The sequence below is a fragment of the Sorangium sp. So ce887 genome, assembly GCF_051521455.1.
Taxonomy (GTDB): Bacteria; Myxococcota_A; Polyangia; order Polyangiales; family Polyangiaceae; genus Sorangium.
This window is the reverse complement of the sequence record NZ_CP150354.1, coordinates 5,428,257-5,444,646: the sequence shown is the minus strand read 5'-3', so window position 1 is coordinate 5,444,646 and position 16,390 is coordinate 5,428,257. Positions and strand designations below refer to the sequence as shown.

Sequence of the window (16,390 nt, the reverse complement as noted above, 5' to 3'; positions counted from 1 at the left end):
GGCGCGTCAGCGACCGCGGCGAGCGCGCGCCGCGCTGCTCGTCCTGGGCGGTCCACCCCCGGCGCCTGGACCGGCGTCCGCGAGCGCGCGGGTGAGCGGGCGGCCGAGGTCGCCGCCCGGCTCGTGCCGCGCCGCGACCTCCTGCACCTTGCGGACGAGCCGGGTCACGTCGTGGTGGCGCACCGGGGATCCGGCGGTGGCGCGATCGCAGAAGAACGTGCGGCACCCGAGCGGCCTCGCGGCGTAGATCGCGCAGCGGCCAGCGTCGGTGAGCATCGGACACCGCCGCTCCGAGGCTTGCGGCAGCGCGCGCCGACGGCTCGGCTCACCGGCGGACGAGGGCTGCTCGGGCGCTCCGGTCCCGCTGGCTCGCACGATTCCCTGAAGCGCCCGCGGGCCGCCACGGGCCGCGATCGCGCGCCGGACGGCGGCGAGCTCGATGGACGTCACATACGGCTCGCGACCCGTGACGCCGAACCGGCAGCACTCGGTCGAGGCCTGGCAGGTCCAGCCGTGGAAGACATCCTCCGCCTCGCGGTACACGGCCGAGAGCTCGGCGAGCAGGTCGGCTTCACGGGCGTGCGGCTCAGGGGTCGCGGTGCGGCGCATTCGTCAGGGCGAGCTCTCGTGCGTCCGCGCGCACGACGGTGGTCGGCGCGCGGCGGGGGCGGAGCGGGGCGGATCCCGAGGAACGAGCCTAGTGCCACGCTGCTCCGCCGCGAAGCGGCAATCCGCGATCCTGATGGGAGCTCTGACGCGTGGCACCAGCGCGGTCCGTTCCGGAACGAGCTGCCCCCTGCGACCGAGGGGGCCGTCGGCGCTGCGGCAGGGCGCGCGAGGCTGCATGCTGGGCGGCGGGCGCGCACGCGCTATCCTCGCGATAGATGTCGTCCCTGCGCCCGAAGCTCCGAGCTCTGGAGGTCATCGTCATCCAGGATGAGCGCCACGGCCGCGCGCTGATGCTGCGCGACACAGAGGGCATCGCGCCGTCCACCGTCGTCGTGCCCGCCGCGAGCTCCGCGGTGCTCGCGCGCTTCGACGGGCGGCGATCGGTCGACGAGATCGCGCGCGACGTCTCCCGGTCGACGGGCCAGCAGGTGGATGCCGCCCACGTGGCGCAGCTGGCCGACGAGCTGGAACGCGCGTGGATGCTCGACAGCCCGCGGTTCCACGCGCGCCGGCGGACGGTCGTGCGGTCGTTCGACGCGTCGCCGATCCGGATGGCTGCCCACGCGGGCGGCGCGTACCACGGCGATCGGCTGAGGCTCGCCGATTTCATCGAGCGCCAGTGTCTCCGGGGCGCGCGGCCGCAGGGCGGAGCGACGCGCGCCGCCGCGGCGCAGGGCGCGCCGAAGCGCATGGTCGGGCTCTGCGCGCCGCACATGGACCTCTGGCGCGCCGCGGCGGGCTACGGGCACGCCTACGCCGCGCTGGAACAGGCGCTGGCGGCGCCGGGGCTGGAGAAGGTCGACATCTTCGTTCTGCTCGGGACGTCGCACGCCCCGATGCGGCGCCCGTATGCCGTCTGCGAGAAGACGTTCGCGACGCCGCTCGGCCCGCTCGATCCGGATCGCGAGATGATCGCGGAGCTCGCGGCCGCGAGCCGCTTCGACGTGCATGAGGATCAGTACCTGCACAAGAACGAGCACTCGATCGAGTTCCAGGCCGTGTTCGTCCGGCACCTCCTCGGCGACCGCGCGGCGTCGATCGTGCCCATCCTCTGCGGCCTCTCGGAGTGCCAGGCGCGGCGCCGCGACCCCGCGCAGGACGACGGCGCCGAGTCGTTCCTGACGTCGCTCCGCGACGCCCTGGCGAGGCGCCCCGGCCGCGTCCTCGTGATCGCAGGGGCAGACCTCGCCCACGTCGGTCCGCGCTTCGGCGACCCCGCGCCGCTCGGCGAGCGCCAGCGGATGGCGCTGCGCGATCGCGATCTCGCCTCGATCGAGCGCGCAACGTCGGTCGATCCGCCGAGCTTCTTCGCCGACGTCGCAGAGGACCTCGGCACCCGTCGCGTCTGCGGCCTCGGCCCCATCTACACGTTGCTCCGCGCGCTCCCGCCGTCGTCGCGCGGAGAGCTGCTGAACTACGAGCAGTGCATCGACCCCGAGGAGGGATCGATCGTCAGCCACACGTCTCTTGGATTCTACGGCTGAAGGTACGCGCCTGCCCGGCGCGCGCCGCGCTTCGTCATGAGGCGCGCCGAGAGCCCCTGGCGGCGCTGGCGCGCCGCGAGGCTCCCGGGCGTGAGGCGGCGATCAGCTCAGCCGCGCGGGACCCTGCGGCGCGCGATGTCGAGGCCGAGCCGGTCGGCCTCGCGGTAGATCGCCTGCCGCGACATGCCCAGGGCGCGCGCTGCCGACGCGACGGAGCCGTTGGCCCGGGCGAGGGCGTCCTCGAGGCGGGCGCGCGCGAGCGACGGATCCGTCGCCGGCGGGAGGTTCGGCTTCACGCGCGGGCCGCGCGCGAGCGAGCCCGCGATCGGCGTGACGGAGAGCGGGCCGTCCGGCGAGGCCTGGGCCGCCGTCACGATGGCGGACTCGAGCTGCGGCACGCCGCCCGGCCAGCCGGCGCGGACGAGCGCCTCCAGGAGCTGCGGGGTGAAGCGATCGAGGCCGATCGCGTTGCGCTCCGCGATGTCGCGCACGATGAGCGGCACGTCCTCGCGCCGCATCTCGAGCGTCGGGATCGTGATCCGCTTGCCGGAGAAGAGCGACGCGAACCACGGCGCCACGCGCCCGTCGCCGGCCGCCCGATCGAGCGGCTGCCCCGTCGTCGCGATGATGCTGACGCCGTTCGAGCGGCCGACCGAGTGCGCGATCTCCAGCTGTTGCGGGCGCGGCAGGCGATCGGCGTCGAGGACGAGCCAGGTCATCGGCCGCGCGCCCGGCGGGATGACCGGCTTGGTCTCGGCGCCGCCGTCGACGACCAGGGTCTCCCCCAGGCCCTCGCGCACCGCGGCCGCGAGGCGGGCCAGCGTGCGCTTGCCGACCCCGGGCGCGCCCTCGATGCAGACGCTGGAGCCCGACTGCACCAGCTTCATCACCGGGTCGATCCAGTCCTTGCGCTGCTTCGAGCCGAACACGAGCGGCCCGAGCCGCGACGGCGCGCCGTCGTACAGCGCGAGGTGCCGCTCCACGAAGATCGCGAGCTGCTGGCCGAGGCGCACCACGTCGCCGTGCATCACGCCGATGCGCCGGGCGCGGACGCCGTTCACCCACGTGCCGTCGTGGGTATCCATGTCCTCGATGTAACAACCGTCCGAGCGGACGCTGATCTTGGCGTGCTCCGGCGCGATACCGCTCCCCTCGATGCGCCCGTCGCGCGCGGCGCTGCCGATCACGGCGCCGTCCATGAGGCTCACGATCCGCGGCGGGGCGTCGAGACCGATCAGGACGAGCCCCCACCCTCCATCATCGTCCTGTCGCTTGGCGTGGACTCCGGACCGGTACTCCTTCTGAAGGACCGGTGCCGGCGTCTCCGCAACGTCCACTCGCAAAGCAGTCTGTTCGTTCATGCTCCCCCCAAGTCCAAAGGACCCGCCTGGTCGACCCAGGCCAACCAAGAGCGCGCCGAGCGGCGGGCACCCTTATGATGTAAGAGCACGCCACACGGTGCCGCTGTCGCGAACGCGAAGGCTTTTGTGAGCGGCACCGTAGCGCGGTGCTGCTTGGCGAGCCCCCTCGCTCGCAATGGCCACACAATACTCGACCAGAGCGGCCGTGCAACCTGCCGGCGACGGAAGTTTTAAGGTTTTGTTCTTGAGAGCTTGACTCTGGTCACGCCGATTGGTACTCATCCGCCACGCATCGACGGAGACGCCCTCCGGTGATGACCCGGCGCGAATCAGGAATTCTCTGACAAGCGCCATCAGATGATGATTTCCTGAAACAGGCGATTGACATCTGCGGGAGTAACTCAGTGGTAGAGTGCAACCTTGCCAAGGTTGACGTCGCGGGTTCAAATCCCGTCTCCCGCTCCACGAGATAGGCTCTGCAACAGCGAGCAGACCAGCGAGGCCGGTGCGACCCACCGGCCTCTGTGTTTTTGTTCCACTGCCCGGCGTGCGGGCGCCGCGGGAACGCACGGGGCGCTACGGCGATCGATGCGCCGGGCGGCGGGCCTGTGATACGAGGATTCGCCTCATGTCCGCTCCGCTCCACGAGCGCCTGCGCCTGCTTGCCCACAGCCTCGAGCGGCAGTTCCTGGGCAAGGACGAGATCATCCGCCTGCTCATGATCGCGGTCGTCGCGGGGGAGCATTGCGTGCTCCTCGGCCCGCCTGGGACCGCGAAGAGCGCGCTCATCCGCACGCTCGCCGAGCTGATGCAGGCCCAGTACTTCGAGTACCTGCTCACGCGCTTCACCGAGCCGAACGAGATCTTCGGTCCGGTCGACATCGGCGCTTTCCGCGAGGGCGTCTACCGCCGGAACACGTCGGGAATGCTCCCCGAGGCGGAGATCGTCTTCCTCGACGAGGTCTTCAAGTCGAACAGCGCCATCCTGAACGCGCTGCTCACGCTGCTGAACGAGCGCAAGTTCTCGAGCGGCGGGCAGGTGATCCGCTGCCCGCTCATCAGCGTCTTTGCGGCCTCGAACGAGGTGCCGGGCGACGAGACGCTGACAGCGATCTTCGACCGCTTCCTCCTGCGCGTGCAGTCCGACAACCTCGACGCCTACCACTTCAGCGAGCTGCTCCAGCGCGGCATCCAGCAGGAGATCCGGCACATGGCCGGCGAGCCGCTCCGCCCGCTCGTCGCGGCGCGCGAGCTCGCCGAGCTCGGCCGGGGGTTCGGCGCGCGGATGAACTTCGGCGACGCGTTCCTCTCGGCCTACAAGGGACTGGTCTTCCAGATCCGCGCCGAGGGGATATCGCTCTCCGACCGCCGGGTCGTGAAGATGCTCAAGCTCTTCGCCGCCAGCGCCTACCTCGACGGCCGTCAGACCACGGACGCGAGCGACTTCTTCGTGCTCAAACACATCTGGAACAACCAGGATCAGGCGGCGATCCTCGAGGGGATCGTGCAGCCGGTGCTGGAGGCGTTCTTCCGCGAGCACCCGGATCGCCGCCGCGTCGGCGCGCTCGGCGTCGGGGTGGAGGCGCTCGCCGCGGAGATCGACCGCATCCGGCAGATCCTCACGGGCGGCGCCGCGCTCGGTGACGTGCAGCTGTTCAGTCAGCTGAAGGCGCTCGGCGAGATCAAGCAGGCGCTTGCCGGCATCAACGACGCCCGCGCCCGCGAGCTCGAGGCGCGCGTGTCTCAGCTGCTCGAGGCTTCGTTTCGGAGCGGGCGTTTCGCGCAGATCTAGCGGGGGCCGGGCCGGGCGCTGTCGGCGCGGTGGCGCTGGTCCTGGAGCGAGCCCTCGGCCCAGCGGGGGCCGGGCCGGGCGCCGTCGGCGCGGTGGCGCTGGTCCTGGAGCGAGCCCTCGGCCCAGCGGGGGCCGGGCCGGGCCCTGTCGGCGCGGTGGCGCTGGTCCTGGAGCGAGCCCTCGGCCCAGCGGGGGCCGGACCGGATGCGCTCGGGACGTCGGCGCTGGTCCTGGAGCGAGCCCTCGGCCCAGCGGGGGCCGGACCGGATGCGCTCGGGACGTCGGCGCTGGTCCTCGTGCGAGCCCTCGGCCCAGCGGGCCCGCGGCTGCGCGCGGCCGGGCCGCCGGCCTCCGGCGCAGGTCGAGGCGACGCCTTCGCGGTCGACCGGGCCAAGCCCGCTGTGCGGCGATGGTCGACCGGTCCGGACGACGCGCCCATCATCGCGCCACGGATGCGCTTGGGCACGCCGAACGACTCGCGGATGTGGATGAGCTCGTCCACCTTCAAGGCGCGCCACTCTCCGGGCCGGAGCCCTTCCGAGGTCACGCCGGCGAACGTCGTTCGGGCCAGGCGCATCACGGGCCAACCGCTCGCCTCGCCCATGCGCCGGATCTGCTGGTTGCGGCCCTCGCGGAGGGTCACCTCGATCCACGTCTTGTCGCCCTCGCGGCGGAGCAGCCGCGCTTCGGCCGGCAGCGTGACGCCGTCCTCCAGGCGGATGCCCTCGCGCCACGGCGTGAGGTCGTCGTCGCTCATGGTCCCCTGGACCTTCAGCACGTACGTCTTCGGCACGCCGCCGCGCGGATGGAGCAGCGCGTTGGCGAAGTCGCCGTCGTTCGTCATGAGCAGGATCCCGCTGGTAGCGAAGTCGAGCCGACCCACGGGGTAGAGCCGCGCGCCGGTGCCGCGCACGTAGTCGGCGACCGTCGGGCGCCCCTCGGGATCGCTCAAGGTCGAGACGACGTTCCGCGGCTTGTGCAGGGCCACGTAGACCGGCGCCTCGGAGACGAGGCGCTTGCCATCGACCTCGATCCGGTCCTTCTGCCGGTCGGCCTTCACGCCGAGCTCGGTCACGACGTGGCCGTTCACGCGTACCCGCCCGGCGAGGATGAGCTCCTCGGCCGACCTGCGTGAGGCCACGCCGGCGCGCGCGATGATCTTCTGCAGACGTTCTTCCATGGTGTGCTCGGGACCTACGCCGACGCTGCGCTGCCGGCCGGCGGCTCTGATAAGCACGCCCCTCGCGCCGCGTCGACCAACGTTGGTGCCGCGCTCTCCTCAGGCCCGAGGCCGACGCCGACGCCGGCGCGCCCGCATGTCCGCCGCGGCGAGCGCCTGCGGCGGCAGGAGCACCGGGGCGAGCAGGACGCGGGCGGGGCCGGGCGGGCGAGATCGACCTCCACTCGGTCGGAGGAGGCGCGCGCTATTTCTTGTCCTTGGGGGGATCCGCGCTCCCGCTGCCGCCCGCGGCCGCGTTCGCCTTGTCCGCGGCGGACTGATCCTCCGCGGCCTTCTTCGCGGCCGCCGCAGCGGCCTCCTCTTCCTTCTTGCGCTCGTCTTCCTCGACGCGGCGCTTCACCTCGTTGTCATGGTCCCACCGATCGACCCGCTCGTCGGCGTCGATGTCCACGCCCATCCGCTCGAGCCGGCCCATGCGGTAGATCTCCCAGACGTCCGGCTTGCCGTCGCGGTTCGTGTCCCGCTTGATGCGCGCGAGCTTGCCGCCGCCGTAGTACTTCCACTCATCGGGGTTGCCGTCGCGATCGGAGTCGATCTTCACCTCGGCCAGCCTCCCGCTGGCGAACGTGAGCCAGGTGTCGATCCGGCCGTCGTAGTTCGAGTCGGACTCCTCGTGCAGGCTCTCGCCCTTGTCGTTGTACTTGCGGACGACGTCCTTCACCCCGTCGAAGTTTGTGTCGATCTCGCGGCAGACGAGCGCCCGGTGGCGGTCCTCGCCGGTGCCCACGATCTGCCAGACGCGCCGCACGTTGGGCTGGATCGCGCCCGGCCCCGCGGTCTCGCTCGCCTCGCGATCCTGTCTGCCCTTCCAGTCGCACATCGAGCGATCGTCGATGCTGCCGTCGGCGTTGCGGGCCGCCTCCACCTTCGGCGCCTTCGCGCCCTCGAACCCCGGATCCGATCCGCACGCCGCGCCGAGCAAGCCGAGCGCGGCGAGCGCGATGAGCGCCTGTCTCCTCATGTCACGGTCCCTTCTTGTCGGCCGGCTGGCTCGCGGCGTTGGCGGGGGCGGGCGCGGCGCTCGCGGGCGCGGCGTTCGTCGCCGGGGCGGCGCCGGCCGGGGTCGACGCGCTGCCCGGAGGAGGCGGGGGGATCGCCTTCGGCGCGCCGTACGACTCGGCGCAGAGATCAACCACGCTGTTCGGGTCGGGCTTGCCGTCGGTGTTCTGATCGGTGGATACGACCGCGCACCTCGGGTCGTTCGGGTTGTTGAACTGCCACCACTGGTCGATGATTCCATCGCCGTCGGAGTCGCGCTCGCGGCGCGCGAGGCGCGGCCCCTCGTAGTAGTCCCAGGTGTCGAGCTTGTCGTCGAAGTTGGTCTCGCGCTCCTTCAGCACGACGGCGCCGCGCTCGTAGTGCGCGATCTCGTCGGCGCGCCCATCGCGATCGAAGTCCGACTCGCGCCGGCGCTCGACCCCGTTGCCGTCGTAGTAGATGAAGGCGTCGATCGCGCCGTCCAGGTTCAGGTCGACGACCCGGCAGACCTCCCGGCCGTCCTTCTTCACGTGGATGATGTCGGGCATCCGGTCGCCGTTCACATCGACCTTCTGCGCAGAGGCGGAGTCCTTCTCGCAGGGCTCGTGGACGACCGCCGTGTCCCGCTCGCCGGTGGAGCTCTTCGCGCTCGAAGGCGCCGGCGTCGAGGACGCGCAGGAGGCGACGGCAGCGGTCATCAGGGCCACGAGCAAGCACCTGGGCGACGGCCAGGTGAGCGGGAATCGCGTCATCAAGAGATTCCTCCGGCGGGCCCGGGACTTTCGGGACAAAGCTCGACGCGCCGGGCGAGCCGTCCCGACGCGGACCAGCTTCGGCGGCAGTCTAGACCGCCGTCCGTGCGCACATCAAGAAGGCCACGGGAGATGACCCCGCCGGCCCGCGTGCGGGATGCGTGCGGGATGAACGACCGCGCCCCGCCGAGCGACAGCGCCATTCCGATTGACATCATACGTACCGGCATCTAGGGTAACGTCTTGTCAGTCGTACCCATCGAGACTGGCGGGTTTACCCTCCCGGGCGTGACATGTCGCGGAAGAAAGTCTCGACGACCATCTACATCACGCCGGAGCAGGCCGAGCGGCTGAAGATCCTGCACGAACGCACCAAGGTCCCGATCGCGGTCTATATCCGCGAAGGGATCGACATGCTCCTCAAGCACTACGAGCACGTGCTGCCGGGGCAGATGTCCCTGGAGAGCACGCCGGCTCCCCCGCCGCCGATCCCGAAGAAATGACCCAGGCTGGAGGCTGGCGCGCCTCCGGGTTTGGGAAGCACCCGGGAGGCCGAGGGAGGGCATGTGCCTGGACGCCGCGCGCTGTCCGGGCGGATAGCTTCGCGGCGCTGCTCGCGCTAGGAGCAGGCACGCCGCGGTCCACCATTTCCCTCGGCGCCCGCAGCGCCGCGCGCTGCGGCTCGGTTCCCGGAGGGGGCACGGGCCTCAGGTCCGCTCCTTTCGCATCTCGGTCGAGGCCGCGCGCTGCGGCCGCTAACGCTGGTCAGGTCGCCGCGCCCTGAAGCTCGCTATGCCCGTTGACTCCAAGCTCATCCGCAACTTCTCCATCATCGCCCACATCGATCACGGCAAGTCCACGCTCGCCGACCGCATCCTCGACGTGACCGGGGCGCTCACCGCCCGCGAGCAGAAGGAGCAGTTCCTCGACAAGATGGACCTCGAGCGCGAGCGGGGGATCACGATCAAGGCCCAGACCGTCCGGCTCGATTACACCGCGAAGGACGGGCAGACCTACCGGCTCCACCTCATCGATACGCCCGGGCACGTCGACTTCAACTACGAGGTCTCGCGCAGCCTCCAGGCGTGCGAGGGGGCGCTGCTCGTCGTCGATGCCACCCAGGGCGTCGAGGCGCAGACCCTCGCCAATGTCTTCCTCGCCCTCGACAATAACCTCGCGATCATCCCGGTCCTCAACAAGATCGACCTCCCCTCGGCCGACGTCGAGCGGACGACCCGCGAGATCGAGGACGTCATCGGCCTCGACTGCTCCGGCGCCATCCCCGCCAGCGCCAAGACGGGGATCGGCATCGCGGAGATCCTCGAGGCGGTGGTCGAGCGCATCCCCGCGCCGAAGGGCGACCTGAACGCGGCGCCCCGCGCCCTCATCTTCGACAGCTGGTACGACAGCTACCGCGGCGCGGTCGTCATGGTGCGCGTGGTCGACGGCGTCCTCCGCAAGGGGCAGAAGATCCGCTTCATGGCGACCGGCCGCGACTACGAGCTCACGGAGATGGGCGTGTTCACGCCCCACGCGGCCGCCATCACCGAGCTCGGGCCAGGGGAGGTCGGCTTCCTCGTCGGCAACATCAAGAGCGTGGTCGACACAAAGATCGGCGACACGGTGACCGACGCGGTCCACCCCGCGACGGTCGCGCTGCCCGGCTTCAAAGAGGTCAAGCCGATGGTCTTCGCCGGGATCTTCCCGACGGACTCGGCCCAGTACGAGGACCTCCGGGACGCCCTGTCGAAGCTCCACATGAACGACGCGGCGTTCGTCTTCGAGCCCGACACGTCCGAGGCGCTCGGGTTCGGCTTCCGGTGCGGCTTCCTCGGCCTGCTCCACATGGAGATCATCCAGGAGCGGCTCGAGCGCGAGTACAACCTCGACCTCATCACGACCGCGCCGAGCGTCGTCTATCACTGCTTCCTGAGCGACGGCTCGATGAAGTCGATCGAGAACCCGGCGAAGCTCCCGCCGCCGAACCTCATCGAGCGCATCGAGGAGCCGATCTTCCGGATGACCGTCCACGTGCCGTCGACGTACGTCGGCGCCGTCCTCGCCCTGTGCCAGGAGCGGCGCGGGGAGCAGAAGTCGATCCAGTACGCCTCGTCCGACCGCGTGATCATCACCTACGACATGCCCCTCAGCGAGGTGCTCTTCGACTTCCACGACAAGCTGAAGAGCGTGTCGCGCGGCTACGCGTCGATGGACTACGAGCTCGTCGGGTACCGCGCCGACGAGCTCATCAAGCTCGACATGATGGTGAACGGCGATCCGCTCGACGCCCTGAGCGTCATCGTGCACCGGGACAAGGCCTACGCCCGGGGCCGGGACCTCGCCGTGAAGCTCAAGGACATCGTGCCGCGCCAGCAGTACGAGGTCGCGATCCAGGCGGCGATCGGGTCGAAGATCATCGCGCGGACGACCGTGAAGGCGATGCGCAAGGACGTGACCGCCAAGTGCTACGGCGGCGACATCAGCCGGAAGCGCAAGCTCCTCGAGAAGCAGAAGGAGGGCAAGAAGCGGATGAAGATGGTCGGGAGCGTCGAGATCCCGCAGGAGGCGTTCCTCGCCATCCTGAAGATCGACTGAGGCGCGCGGGGCGCCGCCGGCACGCCGGCGTGGCGGCGGGCGCCCCCCGCCCGTATAAGCCGCCCATGCAGCCCGCCCTCGTCCGCTCGCGCGATCGCCGCGCGGTGCACCCTGTCCTCGCCCTTGCCCTCGGCTTCGCCGTCCTCGCGTGCGACGATCCGCGCGCCCAGGCGCCGGGGGCGTCCGCCTCAGCTCTCACGCCGCCGGCTGCGCCGAGCGCCGCGCCGGCCCAGAGCGCCGCGGCGACCCCCGCGGCCACGGAGACCGCGAAGCGAGAGATGCCGCCGCGGCCGGTCCCGATGGGGTCGAGCGGGCCGATCCAGCCGAGCGCCCCGGCCGAACAGCAGATGATGGCGATCCAGTACACGCTCGCCATGGTGTCGCCGCAGCCGACCGATCCCCTCGTGGACAAGGCCTACCTCGAGCGGATCCTGCCGAAGCTCGCCACGGCGGTGCGCACCGCGGACAAAGGCAAGACCCCGCCGAGCCCCGTGAAGCCGGCCAAGGGGAACAGAAAGATCGAGGTCGACATGGGCAAGGGGTGCACCGAGCGCACCCCGTCGAACCTGCTGGCGCAGCGGGCAGGCTCGTCTCTCCAGGAGGCGTACGACGCGGGGGTCCTCGTCGTCTCCTGCCACGACGCCCTGTGGGAGTGCCACCAGTCGACGCGAGATCCGAACGACGTTCTGTGCCACGCAGCGCCGCGGCGCTGAGCGTGGTATGGGCTGCGTCTGCCATGCAGGAGACGCTTGCCTACTCGGTCCCCGGCGCCAACGCGCTCCCTCGACTGGATCCGCTCGCCGACATGCTCGACGAACTGAACCGCGACCGCTCGCCGCTCGCCCGGCTGTGCCATGACGCCACCATCGCGTTCGGTCCCGCGATGCGCGTCGAGCGCTTCGTCCTGGGCAACGGGCTCAAGGTGCTCGTGCTCGCCGACGCCTCGGCGCCCGTGGTCTGTCTGCAGACCTGGTTCGGCGTCGGCTCGCGCCACGAGCGCGTGGGCAAGACCGGCATCGCCCACCTGTTCGAGCACCTCATGTTCGGCGAGACGGAGAGCGTCGCCCACGGCGCGTTCGACCGGATGCTCGAGGAGGCCGGCGCCGAGACGAACGCGGCGACGTTCCTCGACTGGACCTACTACCACACGAACCTGCCGAAGGACGCGCTCGAGCTCACCCTCCGTCTCGAGGCGGAGCGCATGGCGCGGCTCGTCCTCCGCGACCCCCAGGTGACGAGCGAGAAAGAGGTCGTCGCCAACGAGCGGCGGCAGCGGGTCGAGGACGACGTCGACGGGGCGGTGAGCGAGCTGCTCTACAAGGAGGCGTTCTGCGAGCACGCCTACGGGTGGCCGACCATCGGCTGGATGGAGGACATCAAGGGCTTCACGACCGAGGACTGCCTCGAGTTCTACCGGACGTACTACGCCCCCAACAACGCGGCGCTGGTCGTCGTCGGCGACGTCGCGCTCGACCAGGCGCTGCGGGCGGTGCAGGACCACTACGGCACGCAGGAGCCGTCGAAGCTCCCGGTGGAGGACGTGTGCCCCGAGCCGCCGCAGGTCGCGGAGCGCCGCGCCGAGGTGGCGAAGCCGACCGCCACGCACAAGATCGCGATGGGCTACCGCTCGCCGGCGCTCGGGGACTTCGACCACGCGCCCCTCGTGTTGCTGAACGAGATCCTCTTCGCCGGGCGGTCGTCGCGCGTGCACCGCGCGCTCGTGCAGGAGCAGGAGATCGCGAGCGAGATCCGTGGCTGGGTCGGCTCGTTCCGCGATCCCGCGCTGTACGACATCTATCTCTGCGCCCGCGGCGCCCACACCGGCGAGGCGCTGCTCGCGGCCCTCGATCCGCTCCTGGAGGCGGTGTGCCGCACCCCGGTCAGCGAGGCGGAGCTCGACCGGGCGAAGGCGCGCATCGAGCTCTCGATCCTGCAAGGGCTCGAGACGGTCGCCGGCAAGGCCGAGCAGATCGGCTTCTACGAGACGGTGCTCGGCGATCCCGCGGCGCTGTTCGAGCGGCTCGCCGCCTACCGGCGGGCCACCGTGGGGGACCTCTTGCGCGTGGCGCGGCGCTACCTCGTGAGCTCGGCGCGGACCGTGGTCCACGTGATCCCGGACGGATCGAGCACCGATGACGACGGGGACGAGGCGGACGCGGAGAGCGAGGAGGCATCGTGAGCCAGAGCGTGAAGAGCGGCCTCGCATGGGGCGCCGAGGGGCAGGGCAGGGGAGCGTCGGCTGGGCGCGTGGCGTCGCGCGACGGGGCGGTGCTCGTGGAGACGAGCCACGCGCTCCCCATCGTCAGCATCGTGGTCGCGTTCCGCTCCGGCGCGGCGCACGACCCGGTCGGGCGCGAGGGGCTCGCCCGGATCACGGCGCGCATGCTCCGCCGCGGGGCGGAGGGCTACAGCGCGAACGAGATCGAGGAGACGATCGACGCGCTCGGCGGTGAGTTCGGCGCCGACGTGGCGACGAGCGCGACGACGGTCCACTTCGAGGTGATCAAGCGCTCGCTCGATCGGTTCATCGAGCTCGGGGCCACGCTCCTCGCGCGCCCGACGTTCTCGCCGACCGAGCTCGCGCGGCTCCTGCGCGAGGCCGAGGCCGAGCTCATCGAGGCGCGCGACAGCGATCGCTCGCTCTGCAGCCGCGCCTTCCGGCGCACCCTGTTCGCGGGGCACGCCTACGGCCGCCGCGTCGCGGGCACCATCCCGACGCTGCGGGAGATCACGCGCGACGACGTCGCGGCCTTCTATGCGCGGCATTACACCCGACGCAACGCGATCGTGGCCATCTCGGGCGACATCGAGCTCGGCGAGGCGCACCGGGTCGCGGAGCGCCTCCTGTCCGGCCTGGCCGATGGCGAGGCGATCGCCGATCCGGTGACGGAGCCGAGCGCGAGGCCGGGGCGGTGTCTCGTGTTCGTCGACAAGGCCGAGCGGACGCAGACGCAGATGGTCATCGGCGGGCTCGGCACCGACGCCCACGACTCCGATCACATGGCGCTCCTGGTCGCGAACACCGTCTTCGGGGGCACCTTCTCTTCGCGGCTGATGCAGGAGGTGCGCGCGAAGCGTGGCTGGTCCTACGGCGCCTCGTCGCGGGCGGGTTTCGATCGGCACCGCGACGCCTTCACCATGTGGACCGCCCCCGCGGCGCAGGACGCCGCCGCGTGCCTCTCCCTGGAGCTCGGGCTGCTCGAGGCGCTGCGGCACGACGGGATCACCGAGGACGAGCTCACGTTCGTGAAGCGCTACCTCGTCCGCTCCCACGCGTTCGAGATCGACACCGCGAGGAAGCGCGTCCACCAGAGGCTCGAGGAGATCCTGTACGACCTGCCCGAGGGGTACCACGAGACCTACCTGACGCGGGTCGAGGACGTCACGCTCGCGGAGGCGAACGGCGCCGTGCGCCGCCGGCTCCCGGAGGACGATCTCGTGATCGGTGTCGTCGGGACCCACGAAGAGATCGGCGAGGCGATCGCCGCGGCCATTCCGAGGCTGACCGAGGTGAAGGTCGAGCCGCACGACCTCGAGTAGCAGAGCGTCGGCGATCCCAGGCGGGATCGCTGACGCACGGAGCTGGGGCGCATCCGCGACGGGCGCGCCCCCGCAGCGCCGGGCGCTCGCCCGTCGCGGACGCCCGACCCGAGGCAGCGCGGCCCAGGCGATGGCGACGCCGGGTGGCCGGTTCGGACGAAGGCGGAACGACCGCGAACGCGATCGCAACCGTCGCAACCGTCCGATAGCCGCCGGCATCGAAGGCGCTGCTTCTTCGCGAGATCAGGGCAGAGATCGCGCTGCGATCGAGAATTTCCGGCGCCTTCGGCCGCGATCGTTCCGCACGCGACCTTCGATGGGCGCTCCGGCGCTCCCCGGCGCCGGCTCGCGAGGGCGAACGACGGGAGCTCGCGATGAAGGCACGAACGATCAACGCGCTGGTCCTCGCGGCGGCGACCGCGCTGTGCGGGACCGCCGCAGCGGCGGTCCCGATCACGATCACCCATCAGGGGCGCCTGTTCGATGCGGCAGGCCAGCCCATCGACGACACGCTCGAGGTGGTGTTCGCGTTCTACGATGCGCTCGACGCCACCGTGCCCATCTGGAGCGAGGTCCACTCCATCACGTTCGACCACGGGTACTTCTCGGCCGACCTCGGCGATCTCGCGCCCATCGACAAGCCGGTCTTCAACGGCACGGCACGCTACCTGGGGATCACCGTGGGGGAAGACCCCGAGATGCGCCCGCGCGCCAGGATCGCGAGCGTTCCGTACGCGCTCCAGGCGAGCAACGTCGCCGGCGACATCACGCCGAACTCCATCTCCGTCGGCGGCCGCCTCGTCATCGACAGCAGCGGCGTGTGGGTCGGCGATTCCGTGGGTCTGCAGGGCGCGCAAGGTCCGACCGGTCCGATCGGGCCTGTGGGGCCGCCCGGTGAGCCGGGGCCGCCCGGTGAGCCGGGGCCGCCCGGTGAGCCGGGGCCGCCCGGTGAGCCCGGGGCCGCCGGCGCACAGGGGCCTCCCGGCGTGGTCTCGAGCACCTCCGTTTCCGGCGTGGGCGCCGACCCCCGGTCGACGCTTCAGTTCCTGGCTGCACCTGCCGCCGTGAACGTGACCGACCCGGGGCAGCGCGTCTTCGTCGTGTCCAACAAGGCGCTCGGCGCCGCGGCGTCCCCTGCGGATCGGCTCTTTCTCTGGATCTGTTCCCAGCAGCTCGTGCCGCTCGGCGATATCCAGCGGACCGGGACTGGCGTCTATGCGCTCCGCGTCCCGGCGAACACCAGCATCATCATGGGGCTGAGCGCGGTGCTCTTGCTGCCCCCCGGCCAGCACAACGTCGGCCTCTGCGGGAGCTCCGAGAGCCCCTTCTGGACCAACAACGATTATTCGTACACCTCCGCTGTCGTCACCATGGAGTAAGGTCCGGGCTGGGAGCCCAGCCTCGCGCACGACGGCCTGCGCGGCGCCTGCCCCGCGATTTCCACCATGCAGAAGGAGCTGATGACCCCCGCGGCGATCCTGCTCGGCAGCGTCGTCATCGCGGTGGGTCTCTACCTGGGTCTCCAGCGCCCGGCGCCCTCCGCCGGGCCCCCTCCGGCCAGCGTGGAGGCCGCGTCAGGCTCCATGAGGGCGCCACCGGTACCGGCGGACGCGCCGTCTCTCTCGCGGCCTCACCCGGCGCCGGCCGCGGCCCCGCCGGCGCAGCCGGGCGCGCTCTACAAGCGCGTCCAGGCGGACGCCATCAGGGCGCTCGAAGCGCGGCGGCCGCTCTTCGTGAAGCAGTGCTGGGAGCCTTCGCTCAGGAAGAGCTCAACGCCGGCGCGCGCCAAATACCTCTTCAACATGACCTTCGACGAGTCCGGGAAGGAGATCGCCCGCGGCATCAGCGAGGTGCGAGGGATGGAGCGCCCCGACGCAGCGCAATGCCTCCGGCTGATCCCGCTCGGGATCGGCGTGCCGCCGCCCGGGACGCGCGTCGCCGTCGAGGTCGAGATGATCCTGCCGTGAGCGCGCCGCCGC

14 protein-coding genes and 1 tRNA gene are annotated in these 16,390 nt (G+C 71.2%); 10 read left to right on the top strand and 5 right to left on the bottom strand.

The genetic code is table 11. The features are described 5' to 3' along the window. Nucleotides 1–6: 6 nt before the first annotated feature. Nucleotides 7–609: a YkgJ family cysteine cluster protein gene (locus WMF36_RS20335; protein WP_437581276.1), complete on the bottom strand. Its 603-nt coding sequence runs from the start codon at nt 607–609 to the stop codon at nt 7–9. 275 nt (nt 610–884) lie between these two features. On the opposite strand from WMF36_RS20335, the gene amrB reads away from it, so the two are divergent. Beyond that, complete coding sequence (gene amrB, locus WMF36_RS20330) at nt 885–2,153, top strand: AmmeMemoRadiSam system protein B (protein ID WP_437581275.1); 1,269 nt, start codon at nt 885–887, stop codon at nt 2,151–2,153. Between the two features lie 107 nt (nt 2,154–2,260). Here amrB and WMF36_RS20325 read toward each other — a convergent pair whose 3' ends face one another. Beyond that, the gene (locus WMF36_RS20325; protein WP_437581274.1) at nt 2,261–3,490 is read right to left on the bottom strand and encodes an FHA domain-containing protein; all 1,230 of its coding nucleotides are present in this window, start codon (nt 3,488–3,490) and stop codon (nt 2,261–2,263) included. A 414-nt stretch (nt 3,491–3,904) separates the two neighbouring features. On the opposite strand from WMF36_RS20325, the gene WMF36_RS20320 reads away from it, so the two are divergent. Both WMF36_RS20320 and WMF36_RS20315 read left to right on the top strand, forming a co-directional pair. After that, a tRNA-Gly gene (locus WMF36_RS20320) sits at nt 3,905–3,979 on the top strand. A 163-nt stretch (nt 3,980–4,142) separates the two neighbouring features. Beyond that, the gene (locus tag WMF36_RS20315) at nt 4,143–5,306 is read left to right on the top strand and encodes an AAA family ATPase (RefSeq protein ID WP_020736536.1); all 1,164 of its coding nucleotides are present in this window, start codon (nt 4,143–4,145) and stop codon (nt 5,304–5,306) included. Here WMF36_RS20315 and WMF36_RS20310 read toward each other — a convergent pair. The 3 genes from WMF36_RS20310 to WMF36_RS20300 form a co-directional block, all read right to left on the bottom strand. Beyond that, complete coding sequence (locus WMF36_RS20310; RefSeq protein ID WP_437581273.1) at nt 5,218–6,486, bottom strand: pseudouridine synthase; 1,269 nt, start codon at nt 6,484–6,486, stop codon at nt 5,218–5,220. The two genes, WMF36_RS20315 and WMF36_RS20310, sit on opposite strands and share 89 nt — an antisense overlap. 244 nt (nt 6,487–6,730) lie before the next feature. Next, a complete protein-coding gene (locus WMF36_RS20305) occupies nt 6,731–7,507 on the bottom strand; it encodes a hypothetical protein (protein ID WP_437581272.1) in 777 nt (258 codons plus the stop codon). 1 nt (nt 7,508) lies between these two features. After that, nucleotides 7,509–8,276, bottom strand: a complete 768-nt coding sequence (locus tag WMF36_RS20300; protein WP_437581271.1) for a hypothetical protein — start codon at nt 8,274–8,276, stop codon at nt 7,509–7,511. A gap of 293 nt (nt 8,277–8,569) precedes the next feature. Between WMF36_RS20300 and WMF36_RS20295 the strand changes: the two genes are divergently transcribed. The 7 genes from WMF36_RS20295 to WMF36_RS20265 all read left to right on the top strand — a co-directional run bounded on the left by WMF36_RS20295 (nt 8,570) and on the right by WMF36_RS20265 (nt 16,378). Continuing rightward, the gene (locus WMF36_RS20295) at nt 8,570–8,779 is read left to right on the top strand and encodes a ribbon-helix-helix domain-containing protein (RefSeq protein WP_437581270.1); all 210 of its coding nucleotides are present in this window, start codon (nt 8,570–8,572) and stop codon (nt 8,777–8,779) included. A gap of 289 nt (nt 8,780–9,068) precedes the next feature. Continuing rightward, nucleotides 9,069–10,871: a translation elongation factor 4 gene (lepA, locus tag WMF36_RS20290; RefSeq protein WP_437581269.1), complete on the top strand. Its 1,803-nt coding sequence runs from the start codon at nt 9,069–9,071 to the stop codon at nt 10,869–10,871. A gap of 65 nt (nt 10,872–10,936) precedes the next feature. Further along, nucleotides 10,937–11,584: a hypothetical protein gene (locus WMF36_RS20285; RefSeq protein ID WP_437581268.1), complete on the top strand. Its 648-nt coding sequence runs from the start codon at nt 10,937–10,939 to the stop codon at nt 11,582–11,584. A 23-nt stretch (nt 11,585–11,607) separates the two neighbouring features. Then, on the top strand, nt 11,608–13,050 hold the full coding sequence (locus tag WMF36_RS20280) for a M16 family metallopeptidase (protein ID WP_437581267.1): 1,443 nt from the start codon (nt 11,608–11,610) through the stop codon (nt 13,048–13,050). Beyond that, nucleotides 13,047–14,411 carry a M16 family metallopeptidase gene (locus WMF36_RS20275; protein WP_437581266.1) on the top strand — a complete coding sequence of 455 codons (1,365 nt, stop codon included), beginning with the start codon at nt 13,047–13,049 and terminating at the stop codon, nt 14,409–14,411. The genes WMF36_RS20280 and WMF36_RS20275 overlap by 4 nt, the downstream gene beginning before the upstream one ends. Before the next feature lie 374 nt (nt 14,412–14,785). After that, nucleotides 14,786–15,790: a collagen-like protein gene (locus WMF36_RS20270; RefSeq protein WP_437581265.1), complete on the top strand. Its 1,005-nt coding sequence runs from the start codon at nt 14,786–14,788 to the stop codon at nt 15,788–15,790. 66 nt (nt 15,791–15,856) lie between these two features. Continuing rightward, nucleotides 15,857–16,378: a hypothetical protein gene (locus WMF36_RS20265; RefSeq protein WP_437581264.1), complete on the top strand. Its 522-nt coding sequence runs from the start codon at nt 15,857–15,859 to the stop codon at nt 16,376–16,378. The last annotated feature ends 12 nt before the right edge of the window (nt 16,379–16,390 follow it).